This is a genomic window from Ehrlichia chaffeensis str. Arkansas, from assembly GCF_000013145.1.
Taxonomy (GTDB): domain Bacteria; phylum Pseudomonadota; class Alphaproteobacteria; order Rickettsiales; family Anaplasmataceae; genus Ehrlichia; species Ehrlichia chaffeensis.
The window spans coordinates 257,188-273,339 of sequence record NC_007799.1 but is presented as its reverse complement, the minus strand read 5'-3'; the positions used below and the strand labels follow the sequence as shown (position 1 = coordinate 273,339).

The 16,152-nt window shown below is 29.9% G+C and carries 12 protein-coding genes; 2 read left to right on the top strand and 10 right to left on the bottom strand.

Annotated elements, in window-relative coordinates; all coding sequences use genetic code 11:
- Positions 1 to 15: 15 nt before the first annotated feature.
- Entirely contained in the window at positions 16 to 744 is a 729-nt protein-coding gene (gene purC / locus ECH_RS01155; RefSeq protein WP_006011312.1) for a phosphoribosylaminoimidazolesuccinocarboxamide synthase, read from the top strand.
- A gap of 257 nt (positions 745 to 1,001) precedes the next feature.
- On the opposite strand, the gene ECH_RS01150 is transcribed toward purC, so the two are convergent.
- The 8 genes from ECH_RS01150 to ECH_RS01125 form a co-directional block, all read right to left on the bottom strand.
- Positions 1,002 to 2,540: a hypothetical protein gene (locus tag ECH_RS01150; protein ID WP_011452514.1), complete on the bottom strand. Its 1,539-nt coding sequence runs from the start codon at positions 2,538 to 2,540 to the stop codon at positions 1,002 to 1,004.
- A 550-nt stretch (positions 2,541 to 3,090) separates the two neighbouring features.
- A complete protein-coding gene (locus ECH_RS04820) occupies positions 3,091 to 3,297 on the bottom strand; it encodes a hypothetical protein (RefSeq protein ID WP_011452512.1) in 207 nt (68 codons plus the stop codon).
- 402 nt (positions 3,298 to 3,699) lie between these two features.
- On the bottom strand, positions 3,700 to 4,296 hold the full coding sequence (locus tag ECH_RS01145; protein ID WP_006010896.1) for a hypothetical protein: 597 nt from the start codon (positions 4,294 to 4,296) through the stop codon (positions 3,700 to 3,702).
- Between the two features lie 564 nt (positions 4,297 to 4,860).
- Positions 4,861 to 7,971 (bottom strand): ECH_0284 family protein, encoded by a 3,111-nt coding sequence (locus tag ECH_RS01140; protein WP_044148036.1) that lies wholly within the window; start codon positions 7,969 to 7,971, stop codon positions 4,861 to 4,863.
- A gap of 1,293 nt (positions 7,972 to 9,264) precedes the next feature.
- Positions 9,265 to 9,939 carry an ECH_0282 family protein gene (locus ECH_RS01135; RefSeq protein WP_011452507.1) on the bottom strand — a complete coding sequence of 225 codons (675 nt, stop codon included), beginning with the start codon at positions 9,937 to 9,939 and terminating at the stop codon, positions 9,265 to 9,267.
- Between the two features lie 676 nt (positions 9,940 to 10,615).
- Positions 10,616 to 11,044, bottom strand: a complete 429-nt coding sequence (locus ECH_RS01130) for a hypothetical protein (RefSeq protein ID WP_143485398.1) — start codon at positions 11,042 to 11,044, stop codon at positions 10,616 to 10,618.
- Positions 11,045 to 11,873: 829 nt separating this feature from the next.
- Positions 11,874 to 11,999 carry a hypothetical protein gene (locus tag ECH_RS05070; protein ID WP_011452504.1) on the bottom strand — a complete coding sequence of 42 codons (126 nt, stop codon included), beginning with the start codon at positions 11,997 to 11,999 and terminating at the stop codon, positions 11,874 to 11,876.
- A 472-nt stretch (positions 12,000 to 12,471) separates the two neighbouring features.
- Positions 12,472 to 12,903, bottom strand: a complete 432-nt coding sequence (locus ECH_RS01125; RefSeq protein WP_011452503.1) for a hypothetical protein — start codon at positions 12,901 to 12,903, stop codon at positions 12,472 to 12,474.
- 77 nt (positions 12,904 to 12,980) lie between these two features.
- Between ECH_RS01125 and ECH_RS01120 the strand changes: the two genes are divergently transcribed.
- Entirely contained in the window at positions 12,981 to 13,523 is a 543-nt protein-coding gene (locus tag ECH_RS01120) for a DNA-3-methyladenine glycosylase (protein WP_011452502.1), read from the top strand.
- Between the two features lie 80 nt (positions 13,524 to 13,603).
- On the opposite strand, the gene ECH_RS01115 is transcribed toward ECH_RS01120, so the two are convergent.
- Both ECH_RS01115 and ECH_RS01110 read right to left on the bottom strand, forming a co-directional pair.
- Positions 13,604 to 14,158 carry a hypothetical protein gene (locus ECH_RS01115; RefSeq protein WP_011452501.1) on the bottom strand — a complete coding sequence of 185 codons (555 nt, stop codon included), beginning with the start codon at positions 14,156 to 14,158 and terminating at the stop codon, positions 13,604 to 13,606.
- Between the two features lie 885 nt (positions 14,159 to 15,043).
- The gene (locus ECH_RS01110) at positions 15,044 to 15,775 is read right to left on the bottom strand and encodes a hypothetical protein (RefSeq protein ID WP_011452500.1); all 732 of its coding nucleotides are present in this window, start codon (positions 15,773 to 15,775) and stop codon (positions 15,044 to 15,046) included.
- Positions 15,776 to 16,152 lie beyond the last annotated feature (377 nt).

The following is a 16,152-nucleotide window of genomic DNA, read 5'->3' as shown; positions in this document are numbered from 1 at the left end:
ACTTTGTAATATATAATGGAAAATAAAGAAAAAATCTATGAAGGAAAAGCAAAAATAATATTTGCAACGTTAAACCCTCTAGAAGTAATACAACATTTCAAAGATGAGATTACCGCTTTCAACAATAAAAAAGCAGCTATTATCCATGAAAAAGGTATATTGAACAACTATATAAGCAGTTTCTTAATGAAAAAACTTATAGATAAAGGTATCAAAACACATTTTATATCTTTATTAAATCAAAGAGAACAACTAGTAAAAAAAATAACAATAATCCCAATCGAGGTTGTAATAAGGAATTTAGCAGCTGGTAATTTTAGTAAAAGATTTCAAATAGCAGACGGTACCCCTTTTAAATCTCCCATCATTGAATTTTATTATAAAAATGATGAGCTATCTGACCCTATGGTAAGTGAGGGACATATTCTGAGCTTCCAATGGCTTACAAATCAAGAGTTAGAGAAAATAAAAATACTATCTCTAAAGATCAACAATATCCTCAGTGAGCTTTTTTTCAACGTTGGAATCAAACTAGTAGATTTCAAACTAGAATTTGGCAAATTGCACAACGATGAACAATCAGATTTATTTTTAGCAGATGAAATAAGCCCAGATACATGTAGACTCTGGGACATATCTACTAACAAAAGACTTGACAAAGATCGTTACCGTTTGAACCTAGGAAATGTAATAGAAGGATATAGAGAAGTAGCACATAAATTAAATGCCATACCAAATCTTTAGTAGCATTTAGCACTAACAATTAAAAACACCTACTTTTAAGAGATAGCAAATTTTATCTACAAATACCTTATATCCCTGATGATTTATTCTATCAATTCTTTACACAAAAATTTCCAAACTTATTATTTACATACTTTCATAATATGATTCACAGTATTCAAAGTCATTATACCTTAAAACACATATCCTATAACACTAAAGTTGCACTAACTCATATCACAGAATTATAAACTTTAAACATCAAAAGATAATCTACTTCATACAATACAAGAACCAGCTCTAACACATCTCCGGGATATTAACATGTTCAAGCTTTCTTCTAATTTTTGTATTTGACTATCTATAACACCTAAATCCTCTGTCAGAATTGTGGCTACACTACTATTTACTCTCTCTCCTGACTTTAAACTTTTCTTTAATTGTGTAATATTATCACATTTTAATAAAAGATCTTCATTACTTACAGGAACATCATGAGAGACAAAATCAGCTACAATATCTTGGTACTTAGCAGCAGAAATAAGTAACTTTTCAACATTAGACATGTGATCTATAATATCATCTCTTTGCACACAAAGGCTCATTATTACAGATTTCACCCTTCTATTTACAAATAACAAATCAGCACAACAACAATCTGCTTCTATTATTGAATAAATTGATTTCAATTGGCAATCATAAAGAGATCTAATAATATCCTTTTTCTTAAATTCTTCAACCTCACCTTTTTCATTACCTATAAATACTGCTATTAATAAGTCCTCTATTTCTTTACTTATCATATTAAAACGCAATGATAATGTGTAATAAATCTCCGTATACATATTACATATATCTTCTGCTGGCATAGAAACCTTAACAAGATTCTTACATATTACACCAATTTGCTCATGTAATTGCACTTGATGTATATCACTACTAGACGACCTAGATTCTCGCACATCAACAAAATTTTCAGCAATTTTACAATAGATATTCTTCAAACAATTTTTTAAGGCACTGAAAAGGAAATTCACCTTTATCACATCAACACTATTTCCCAAAATAATATACTTAAGTAGCATTTCCAATTCTATTGCATCAACACGCGAAATTTCAACAGCACTCCTTATGCTACTACAAATCTCACTACTTCTCAAAACATCACTAGCATCAAATATTTCTGATAAAGAAGGAATACATTTCAAGAAATTAAAACCTTGCTGCTGATCCTTCACTTCAGAAAAAATTCTAACCTGTTCTGTATAAGCACCAAATAATGCTTCATCCATTTTATCATCTTGAGAAACTATTTCCTCTTCTGTAAGATTTTGTATATCTAAACTTTTTCTTTTCTTATTTATATCATTAATAACTTTATAACAAATTTCCCTCGCATACTCTTCTTTCTCAACCCACAACTTTTGAGCTTGCTTTTTATCTATAATAAATCCTACAACTTTATTCACCATACAATTAATAAACTTCCTAGCAAAAGCATCATTAAGCAACACTTTTTTATTCTTTAGCAAGGTAGTAATACCCCTCATTTCAATATGTTTCTGTAAAGTTTGTCTTGACCCATAGTTATTTCTTAACACTTTAAAAAATAGGATGAGCAAACTGTAAAACTGTAAACTATACTCATACATTATTAATGATGTTCTAGCCTCTTCTAGTTTTCGTCTCTCTAGAGTTAATGAATCCACCATTTTCTTTATATATCCAGGCCTTACCAATCTATGATCAACACAAGATGAAATTCCTAAAAATGCACCAGGTTTTAACCTATCACTTCCACTCCTATTCGTAATCATGACTTTCTACCCACATGTTAAAATTTTCTATAATAAATCCATCATCTCCCCAATACACACTAACTCAGGATTAATCTTTGATAAAACTTATAAAAAGGTCTCTAATATATTAATTTTTTTATCTATATTAAAAACTCTTAAAATAAATTTACATATATTAAAAATCTTCTGCAAGAAATTTACTACTAGAATATATGCTTTTTTAATCAACAGAAATCCACAACAATATTAACAAATGTAATATCAGAACTAAACTTTATCTAAATACATATTAATCTTTCTTCAAAAATATTGAAAAATAACATCTATATGCTATAATATTATAATCAACAAACCCCTAAAAACAGTCTATTCAAACAATACAAACTTTTTCCTATATAACGTTATTGAAAAAAGAAAATTAATTTCTATATCCTAGATATATACCAATACATTTCTATCTCTACTTGCTATTGTAAAAGATAATAAGTTAAATACTTGATTTAATAAGAATGTTATATGTTTAAATTTTCAGAACACATAGATAGCATAACAAACAGCATAGCACACCCTAGTTTCTTTTAGCACCACACAAACTGTGTAATTCTATGCTTAAATAATAAGGCTTTCTTTTTGAAAAATTATCTTTGGTTACTTTCCGACCTAAATAACCAGACTTCAACTCCGTACTATGGCCTATCTCTTCAAGAACATTATTATTTTCTTTATCACTTGTCATCCTTCTTGCAGCATTACTACTATTAACATAACTAGACAAACCTTTCGCTTGCGTGGATCTACTATCCTAAAACATTTCTTCTAGTGATTAATAGTTCACACTCACACATATGAGAACTACCAATCCTGCTAACAGTACTACTATAAATGGTACTACAAAAAGAATACTTGAGATCTTTTACATACTGTATGCATAATATTACCGCATAAACATAAAATTAATATATTAAATTCTAAAAACTTTTCATTAACTATTTCAGATCTCAAACTACACATAAATATGATCTGCTATTTTATTTCTACTTAAGTATAAAAGCACTAACACTTTGTTTACAGAAACATTTACATACATACCAAAAACAGTTGTTATTTAGTGCTCTGAGACTATAAAGTATTGCAAGTCATATTAAACGACTTTAGAACACATCCCTCAATATTAATTCTATCTAAAACAAATACTAGATTGTGGTTCTACTGCTATGACACCATTATTACCAACATTTACCATGTGCTGATCTACTGAATGTAACTCTTCTTCCTCATCACCACTTGTTCCTCCTTCTATCACATCACTACCAATACTATTATCAGTATCTATATCACTACCAGAATCAGCACCATCAGTACCCATATTACCAGCACCATCAGCACTCATATTACCAGCACCATCAGCACTCATATTACCAGCACCATCAGCACTCATATTACCAGCACCATCAGCACTCATATTACCAGCACCATCAGCACCCATATTACCAGCACCATCAGCACTCATATTACTAGCACTATCAGCACCCATATCACTAGCACTATCAGCACTCATATTACTACTAGAATCAATACTATTAACAACTCTAGGATTACTAACACCATTGCTCAAATTTCTTTCTGGTGCTTGTACTGATTGTATATCTTCACCTTCCCCAACTGTAATGGCAGCAGTCATATAACATTTTTTACTCATTACATATATCAACAAGGATAACATTATCATTAACAGTATTATTATTACCACTTCTAATAGATTACAATAATTCATAAACTCACTACATAAATATAAAAACCAATAATCTTTATTAATATCTGGCTCAAACAGAAATGTTTACATATCAAATTATCAAGCACATTAACTTAAAAACAGTAGATCATTTGATCTAGTCAACATTATGCTATCAATTACATCAGATTAATTTTAAAAAGTATTTCCACTACCTTAATTAAGATGATGTATAAATAGCACCAGTGATTTACTTTAACCCTGATTTTAAACCACCATAACTAATTCAATATTAGAATTTAACCTCTACAACTATAGAATCATTAAGTCTTTCTAACTAACACTTACTACAAAACATCACTAGATATCAAATAGGTAAACGTACGATAATATAACCTTCAAACCACCACAGACATCTACAATATACTCTGCAAACATCAAAAGCCTAATAATTATTAAATTAATAATTACTTTATTAATAAATTAATCGTAACATAAAAAAGCATCAAGATCTATATAAAAATTTACTTTTTATAATAAATATAAAATATTATTAATAAAAAGTATCATTTTTAAGATCTGATGCTTTTATAATATCTAAAATTATTAACTAAAACTCAGTTGTCCTGCATCAAGCCCACTAACATTTGGTCTACTATTCAATACATGAATTGCATATCTAGCAGCAGTATTAGGAACAGGAGCATTAATTACTGTATCTATACAACAATGCCTAATATCACCAGGAACAATATCAACTTTACATTTTTTCAATTGTTCTTTTACTATTTCCTTAGATTTTACTTGCAGTTGTTTCTTAAAAAATGTACCTAAATCATTTATATGAGTTAATATTTTAGATTGCAACTTACTCTTATGGAATATAGAACAACTCTTTACTACTTGACCTTCCAGCTCTTCTCTCGAACATTTTCTCATTCCTTTAACAATTGACTCATGTGCAACAGACACTTTATGAAGTATAGTAGATGATACCTCAGTAAAAATCTCATCACATGCATTTTTTAAGAATGTATCTCTCACTAAACAAGCAATTTGGTTTTTGACATTGTTCTCCACTTCACTACGTATATCCTGAAGTTTTGCCTGACAATCAAGAGAAGTTTTACCTTGATCTATATAAATCTTCTTAAAAACTTTCTCCAAATCCTTCATACACGCAGTAACTACTTTTTTCCCATGTTTATCCCACAGTGTAGCTCTCTGCGTTAACGCCCATTTATCAACAGCCTCCTGTATAATACTATCTGCATGTTTAATGCGTGAATGTGCTATATAATATACCTCTTTGCATCGAACAACAGCATCTGAATTCTTACTGTATTGTGACAATGAATCATGTAGTACTCTAAAATGTTTACTTAATGTATCATGTAATGTTTCATTAGTCCCACAAATCACTACTTGGCTTACAGTGTTTTCTAGTGGAATAGCAATTTCATTTTCTAACCAGCGCTTATCTCGCCCTTTTTCAGTATCTATAGCATCACTTTTAGTCCTCCTAACGCTTACCCCAGTTTTAGCAGCTGCAGATCTCTTTCCTAGAGTAGCCATACTTCTAGCAGATTTAGAACTTTGCTGATGGACAGAAGATACACTTCTCCTTAATGCTATATCATGACGTGAATCCTTGTGACAAACATCTTCGTACTTATGTTTCACAACATTAGGAACATTCTCCAGAGAACTTCTTGTTACGCTGCTAGGCTCTACACATTCTTGTGTACTACCATGCCTTCCGAGCACAGCTTCACCTTTCCCTGTATCTTGAAAAACCACTCGTTTTTTTCTTAGTGCTACCGTTACTTGCGGAACTATACGTCTAGGCTCACAAGGTTTAACTGAGACATGATCACTACTTTGAGACTCTTTATGCGCTGCCACCCTAGTATGCCCAGGTTCATAAGGTTTGACTGATACAGAACCACCGCTCTGAGATACTCTACGTTTAGTTACATCAGCACGATTAGACTTAGGAGACTGACATAGCATATAATCACCACTTTTAAACTTATATCCAACCAGATTAGGTCGATCATCTGCTGCTACTGCTTGTAACTTTCTCACACCTAAACCTTGACTTTTGGACGTGACACTTAAACTACTTTGCTTAACATCCAATCTTTTCTTCGTAACTACTCTACTTGACTCACCAACCTTAATTGGAATTCTAGATTTGCGAACAACAGAACTACTAGTACTCGGCTCATGCACTTCTGCTTGTACAACTACTACATTTCTTGATGCAGCAGATGTCATCTTCTTATCCTTAGATACACCTTCTCCTAGCAACAATCCCGCACTGTCCTTTCCTTCTTGACATAGATAATTAACATCTGTATTAGCTCCATCAGAAACATTACTAGCCCCTACCATCTGTGCCATAGCTGAAACTGTTGCACAAGACGTACTACTTTGTTCCATATTACGCGTTATCTGTTCAACTTCATCATCAGTCATCTCATCCAAACAAAAATCAGATAACAAATCCATACTATCTTGAATAATCTGAACACTACTTGCAAACATAGCATCCACATCTTGACTAGCAAACACCATTCTAGATCCAGAAGGAACTGCATCCTCCACTACACTAACACCTGTTCCTTGAACAATCCTTTGTGAATTCTCTTCAGTACATTCAGATCCACTTGTTAAACCTACAATCTCTCTAGAACTAGAAATTCCAGGTTTAACATCACTGGGTAAAACATTAGAAATATGATCTTTCATATCTATTAAATCTCCTTGATTAACAACAAAAACTGTATCCTTCCTTAATTTCCCACAAGTTCGTAAACCCAAAATGGCATCCTGTGATATTAAACTGTTAGCACAAGCATGACTTTCTATACCATAAACTCCAGAACTAGGTACTCCACCCATTCTACCTAACATATCTTTTTCAAAATAACTAAAACAGAAGGGATCTATCTTACCAAATTCTGCATATATAGTAGGACTTATTATCAACTCTGAAAAACTAAGATTAGAACTACTTAACACAAGTTTACTACTGGAACGTAATGGGAAACCAAATGTATAAGATGTCAGATGATCACCTTCTCCTCCTAATGAATTTAACCTTATGCGCCCATTTGGCATTACACGACTGACATTTACAGTACTTACATCAGAATTATCAGTACGCAATACCACAAGTTCATGATTAGGATTACTTTTTCTATTCTGACAGTCATAATCAAGCAACATACTACTTTTAGTAGACATATCGTCATCTGAAACATCAGAACATGAAAAACATTCATCAGAGAATTCCCTACTACTAGATTCTTCAATCCATCCAGTCTTTTTTTGCATAAATGTAGGATTATAAGTCTTAGGTATAGCACCTAAACTACAGTGTCCTTGATTCATTGAACTACTATCATCGTGTATCTCAAGGCTATCCGTTTCAAAGTCATCACAGTCACTCAAGTATTGCATTGTATCATCGACTTCCTGTTCCTCATCTACAGATTCACCTTCAGAAAGCGTACTATCGCTCTGAGTATGACACGAACTAGAAGATATGCTACAGTGTTCTTCAAAATCATATAAGACAGGATCTTGTTGATCATCTACTAAACTAGCATTCCTGTTCTGACTACAGATTATTATGAGGCATAGTAACATCACACAAAAAATCAGTAATACTACTATTATCATACTAATTATTAACACATTCGATGTCATAACTTATAAACCTTTTTATGCTATAATTAGCATATATACTACATTTATTAAAAATGCAATATAAAATATGTTGTATATAGCATATTTTAACTAAAATTTTAAAATTATTCTTTAAATAAGAAAAAAACTTACTTTTATAGCAAGATATATCTGTAGTAAATTATCCCCTCTGCAATAAGTATTTTCGTTAATAATTAATTAGGTAAAACAATATACTCAGCAATAATTGTTAATACAAAAAATTACACACCAATTTGAGAAATACGTAACTTAAAATTCGCTGCAACAAAAAGAGAACAATAAATCTATAGGTAAAGACTGGTATCTATCAAATAATCTTTGGCTGAACCAACAAAAAAAGAATGAGTCTATATAACATTAACTACCAGAATATATCCCTAATATTCAATCCACAACAAATACATACGATTTATCTCAGAACAGCAAACCTTAGATACATCCCTTAATAAGAAAAATACAATATACAAGCAGTAATATATTATACTATTAGCTATTTTCAGATACATGCTAACCAACAACCAATAATACACTAAATAAAATCTAATCTATAAGCTAACATTCGTATATAATATACAACCTAACCAATATTTACTTTATAAAAGTACCTCAAAATAGATAAAAAATACCCTTCACAATAAGATACAATGACGATATTAGGTCTGTATTATGAATTATAAACACTCCTTGAGCATTAACACTCTACACAACAGATAACATTAACCAATACGTAATCTATTTTACGTAATCCATTTGTTTAATCATACATATTTCAGCTAACATACCAACCATATATTGAATCTGATTTAATAGCAAATTGCTCCTAATACAATATACAGCAACATACAGTCCCTTATAAATTTCAATATACTAAACACTTTTAAACAACTAATTTATCTGTTCATGCTACTTGCTCCCTGACCATATGAACACGCGAGCCTTCTTCTGTAGGTAACATCTCGGTCTTTTATTGATGTCAAAACAAATAATTTTTAGCTAGATTCAGACATAATAAAAGGTACAACATACAATTCCAGATCTGTATTATGAATTGTAAACACTCCTTGAGCATTAACACTCTATACAACAGATAACATTAACCAATACGTAATCTATTTTACGTAATCCATTTGTTTAATCATACATATTTCAACTAACATACCAACCATATATTGAATCTGATTTAATAGCAAATTGCTCCTAATACAATATACAGCAACATACAGTTATTCTACCCTTATAAATTTCTATACTAAATACTTTTAAACAACTAATTTATCTGTCCATGCTACTTGCTGCCTGACTATGCGAGGCATCTGTAGGTAACCCTAGGTCTCTTATTGGTACCAAAACAAACAATTTTCGTGTAGCTTCAGACATAATAAGTTGAATGCTCATAGTATATGCTGCAACTGTTGTTCTATTCACTTCTATATCAAATATTGAGTGAATACATGCTTCTATTTCCTGTCCAATGTTACACAATGCTTCATAATTACAAGTTACACACGCAATATCTTCTGCATTAGCCATGTCTAATGTAAATTGTCCTATGCTACTTAGCCTATCCTGTATTTGCTCATCAATCGTTTGAGCTCTATACATCAATTCAAGTATTTGTTCCATTATTTCTGGTTGCAATGTATCTTGGTCTTCTTGGATGAGACTAGATAATATATCTCTATAGCACCGAATAGAAGATATTTGAAACTTCATATCTCGTACAATAGAAACCATATTAGCTGCTGTTTGACGTTCAAAATCCATCATAATAAATGAACGCAGATCTCTTTCTGGGTCTACATTTGTCACCACACCCGTTGGAAAAAGATTTGACCTTACATATAATTCAGGCCTTAAAAACGTCCTGAATAAAACATATAATACAAGAGCAATAAGAATTAACAAAAGTATTGCTATAATTATACCAATAATTGCTCCAGTACCCATACATGCCCTAATATAAATTAATATTGATATTATAAGTAGAAATACCACACACTTAGAAAAATCCTGCTATTATATCAGTATTCTCCTGCTCCTGTACATATTAAAAGTATATAACTTAAGTATTAAAATTAAATATACAATAGAATACCTACTATAATCACAAAAGTCCACAACATTTAGTACTTATAAATGCTTCATTATTTAAGAATAATCTCCTTTAATAATTAACAATTAAAATGCCTTTTAAATTTTGAGAAACGTTACATACAACTTGTTCATAGATCTTATTAGTCTTATGGTAAATACCTATTAACAAGTTCCGGAAATGTAATAAGCATATCACAAATTACATACCGGTAATACTTGAGCATCACAACATACTTTACTAGCAATAAATAAACTTGAAAATATTTAAACAATCATATACCCTCAATAACTTCAAATCTTCACTTTCTAAAATTCCTAAAACTCACTATAGAGCTCAATAATGTCGAATTATATTAAATAATTCTCTATTTTTCTAACTTTAACAAAAATAAATATGTAAATTTTAATAAAATAATACCACTACAGCAGAAATCAAATCTCTCAACTACATATTCATAAATTTGATTATTTAAACAGTCAATACCTTACCCAAATACTAAACATTTGGATTTACATATGCTAAAACTCATTAAGCTGCTTGTTTCTCTTGACCACAACAAGACGCTACTGATGTACCTTCCACTTGAGGACTTGGGCTTTGCTCAACCTCCTGTAGATCTTCTTGTCTTTCCACATTAGCTGCAGGTTGTCTAGCAACTTGGTCTGCTATTATTCTCAGGTTAAACAGATGGTATTGTGCTCGCATGCGTGTAATATAGTCAGATTCCAACTTGTTCTCTACCATCAGTTCGTCAAGAGTCAGAGACACAAAAAACATCCAATCCAAACACTCTTCATAAGTACGGTCATTTGTCACCCTTTCTTTGTCTAACATCCGACAAGCAAGCCTTAATTCAGCAACACGTTGTTGTAACTGGAGATAATCCATCTCTTCAAAGTGTTCAAGCACACCTTCGTATTTTGGAATATTTTCACCTTCAAATCGCTCATAGCCCATCTTGCCTGATTTGCTACAAGGCTTAATACAATAATGATAGAGCGCAAAAATAAACAATAGCAAGAGTAAAAAAACTTGTAATGCTATTACAACAATAAGACCCTCTGACATAATCATAACCCCCAATATATTAAAACACACTAATCAAAGAAACTTATGTATTACTTAGATATCTGTTAAAAAGTATTCTTTATAAGAACACTAATAAAGATATATTGAATATATGACGTACCCGAAAGAACGATACTAATTAATTATAGAATAACTTGACACCAAAAGCAACTATTATCAATATTTTAATATTACCACTGCTCCTAGTCAAACACATGACTTATTAACATAAAATAATTACTAACAAAAAACAAATTTGTTTGTCATGATGCATTTTTATTATTTCCACATATAAAAATACAACACTTATGTATAAAAATTTCCCACATTTTTTATATCATTAGTTAGTCAATTCCTAATTCAGTAGACAAACTATTATTATCTAGATACTTTTAGTTGGACATTCTAGCATATAGTATTCTTATTAAATACAATATCTTTCTATATAATAGATAATGTCTTGTCCATGCATTCAATATCAGAACTTACACAAGGAGGATGATTTAATAACACCACACTTATTCATATTATTCACCATATCAAAAAAATCTTTATAAGCCTTTAAAGTGATCTACACTGTAACCATAATGGGCTTATAGAATTTTATAGTTATTATCGTATTCCTAAATCTTCAAAAAATTTCTGCATTATATTACTTTACTCCTGTAGCATTATCCTATAACACATTATTAACTCTTTGCTGGCACGCTAGAATTTATTATATCAATAGTATATCTTCACTTAATGCTAAGCCTTGTTCAGCAAAATTGGTATAAGCACTTTCTGTAACATTTACCATACCACATTGACCAGAACCAGATTCACTATTATTTCTACAATACATCAACAACTGAGGATTTGTTACTCATCATAAAAAAAAACAATAACTTATACTGAAATGTTATTATTTTATTAAATTATGCTAATTATAGCATAATTTTTTAAATAACACTACAATACCAACTGTTATTGTGTTACTTATTATTGACAGTACTCATTTCTCATAAACTACACAGTACAAAACAAGAATTACTACCTACTATCTTAAAATTCCAACAGTAATACAGATATCACACATAATAAACACCATGCTAATACATTAAATACATACTCAATATCACAATATTTACGTGTATATTACATTATCCTACCACCAGTTAGCATACTATGCTTATAACAGTTATATAGAATGTACAAATATCTTATAGTAAAAAAATAACATTCATCATATTAACAAAAATAAAATATTCATTTCAAAATAATCAGCAACATGCTTAATACCAAAATATCTACATTCTCAACATATAATTATAAAATTAAGAACAATAAAGAGAGACAACTCCATCCTTCCATTTGATAAGAATTTCAACTATCAGGTTTGATAATTTAACCAGATTATCCCCATTAAGAATCAACAAGATAATATTAACCAATAAAAAAATCATATGCCAATATAGTAGCTGTTTATTCCTACGCAACCAAAAATTAAACAACCTCTCCAACAGAGTATTATTAATATTCTTCAATTGATTGATTTTTTCAATGATTTTTACCTCTTGTACATTAGTTAACTTCAAATAATCTGTAGTATTATCAACAATATAAGAAAAACTAACCTTATACTCCTTAAGCTGTAAACTTAAACTCTCCCCTACAATAAATTGTGCAACCTTGGATACCGCATTATGAACTTTTTTTAATTTATCCACTTTTTTACCACTGGTATCTGTTTTTTCCTGATCACTCATTCTGAAACCTCATTATTGACAATATAATATATACTATTAGTATAGTATAAATAAGCCGTTTCTAGTAAAAATACACAGTGCCACATTATATACTAAAAAAGTCTTTTTATGAACAATCATCACTTACTGTTGCAGGCAAGTTACTAGGAAAAAAATTACTGTTTAATCAACATCAAGGTATTATTACAGAAACAGAAGCATATATAGGTCAGGATGATCCAGCTGCACATTCCGCACGTGGCTATACAAAACGCACTTCTGTAATGTTTGGTAGCCCAGGATTTTCCTACGTTTATTTTATTTATGGAATGTACTACTGTCTTAATGTTGTTACTGAACAAGAAGGATTCCCTGCTGCAGTACTCATTCGAGGAATAGTATTATTATCTGAAAATAAACCTAATACTATTATTAATGGTCCAGGAAAACTATGCAAAATTCTACAAATAACAAAAGAACATAATAATACAGACATTACACAAAAATACAATTTCTGTATTTGTAACACAGACATTAATATAGACAATTATATATGTACTCCTAGAATAGGAATCAGCAAAGGAAAGGAAAAATTCTGGAGGTTTGTAATACCAGATTTAACATTTCTACTTAATGTCTAAATAAAACATGAATTCGAATTTCACATAATATAAATAACAATTATATACTATTAGACTTACAACAACAAAAATAATATACATTAAGTATATCCTAATGTAGGAGCTAATAAACACTGAATTTGTACATATTCTGTTTTTTCTTTATTAATAGATTGCATACCTTCTTGACAAATTTTATATGCTGCTTTAATGCGGCACAAAATCCACTGTTCTTCTTCATAATACACAAATAAAGTATGACCCCGCACTAAACCGTTAATACAAGAAACTACAGACTGTAGTAACCTAATAATATCATATTGCAAAGACTCTGTAGTATATTCTATACCATCTCTGTACATACTCATTCGTAAACTTGATAACTCATCTTTTTCCTCTGCACTGAAGCCTTCCTCATTTTGATACAAACCCATTATACGTGCTTTTGCCCTCACACAAAACATACTCAACATTGCACATTGAACTCTCAAATTATGTGGATAAGAACACCGTAATAACATTATTTGGTCTCGTATATAATTTATTGCATTAGTAATTTTTAAGAAATCTTTATTATGTGACGGATCAGCTCCTTGAAGTTTCATATCAAGCATAACACTTACCTCTTTCTGAACAACTGGATAAATTTTTGACATGCTTCTACTAAAACATATATTATAAGAAACTATCAGTATTATTAAAAGCATTACAAAAATTGCTATCAACATCAAAACCGCAGTAAAAAAATCGATTTTTTTCAAAACATTACTATCAAACTCACTGATTTCTTTTCTAAGAACATAAAATAACTTTGAGAAAAAATCTATAAATTATTTCTTTATTAGCATTTTTTATTAATATTTATACCTTTATTAGCACACACTATTAAGTAAATTGGCCTTTTATATTCTATATCGAAAAATAAAGTTGTGTAGCAGCAATATTTACTTTAAAGTCCAAATTAGGATTCATTTACATATAATTCAAGTTACTGTAATTTCTCTCAAAGATCTTAAAGACCTAAAATCAAATTCTACAAGCCACCCTCCCCCCCTATAGACTTTCTCTTGAACTCATTAAAAGTAAACATACTACATCAAGTCATGATACTTGATATGAACTTAATACTAACGATGCCCACATTCACAAATATGACTACTATACAACTTATAACTTCCTGTACTTATAACATAGACATACACAACCTCTATATGCCTTTACAAAAAAACTACACAACTCACAGTCGCATGTACAATAACTTTCTTAAATTTCCATCATATTACCCATCACATCAAAATAACTCTGATTAATGTTAATTATGTAATTTATACACCATACAACTTTTCTTTCAAATCATGATATACATATCTAATATTAATAATTTTTATTAAAATAAAAACTATTTACTATATGAGACAGTACCCCTTACATACAGAAATATATTAAAATCTTTACTTGATTATAGAATTCACTATACTAAATAGTTTTCAGAATAAGTCAACATCCCATTATCAATCAATATATCTTAAAAAATCTACCTTTTAATGTGTATAACCTTCGATACTTTTTAAAGATATTGAAGTAAAAGTTAAATAGTCATCATCATACAAGAATCCATCATCACATAGTTCTCGAATACTATCAAATTCATCTAACACTCCAACATCCTTCATAATAAAACCAAGTCCTTTAGCAATAAAAGCTAAACCACAATCTAATTTTGCATGATATGTTTTCATTAACTCAATCTGATCTTTTACTTTTATATCTTTTACTAGATTAAATATATTTCTTAATGAAATACGAGCGTACAATATGTTTTGTAATTCACATTTTATCAAAGCATATCGGTATTCACTGTACGCAAATATTAAGTTTTCAGATTGAGAAATAACATTACCTAACAACAATGCTTTCTTATAAATATCATCATTCTGAATTTCACTAATAAAACAAGCCATTTGATGCTGCACATACTCAAATCCAACTTTAACCATCAAAACACCATATTGAGCAGACTCAGCTTTTATACATTCAACATTATTTCTATCACAAAAATCCTTTAACTGTTCTTTCAATTTTACTTTTAAGTAACAAAGAATAGAATTATGTAATCTACTATTAGAAATACTATAGACATGCTTAGGTAATGTATCAACTCCATTTAGTACTGCTCTAGAAGTTCTACACTTTTTCAATATACCATATAACATTAAAGCAAAAATAATACATATCAAAAGACTAGCCATAGCTAAATAAGTTCCGTATTTCATAATGCAAACTCATAAGTTAATATAAGTAAACTTACACACTACTAACGTTAATAACTACACTAAATGATATATACTTAATATATTAACTAATAATATTAAATAAAATTTAACAAAAAATACCCTGTTATTAAGTGCTATCAGTCACAAAAACATATGCAGAAATTATTAGATAACAAGTTATTACATTGCTCCATATCATCCTAGAAAATACTATCCACACATATTCATAACTAGTTTTTCATAAAATTTCATAACTGATTAATAATGATTAATAATAAGAATTATTGTTTATGTTTAGTAGTATCTAGCAAATTTTACATTTTACACACAATATCTCAGATTATTTTTATACAATAATCAACTTTATTTTCCATTGA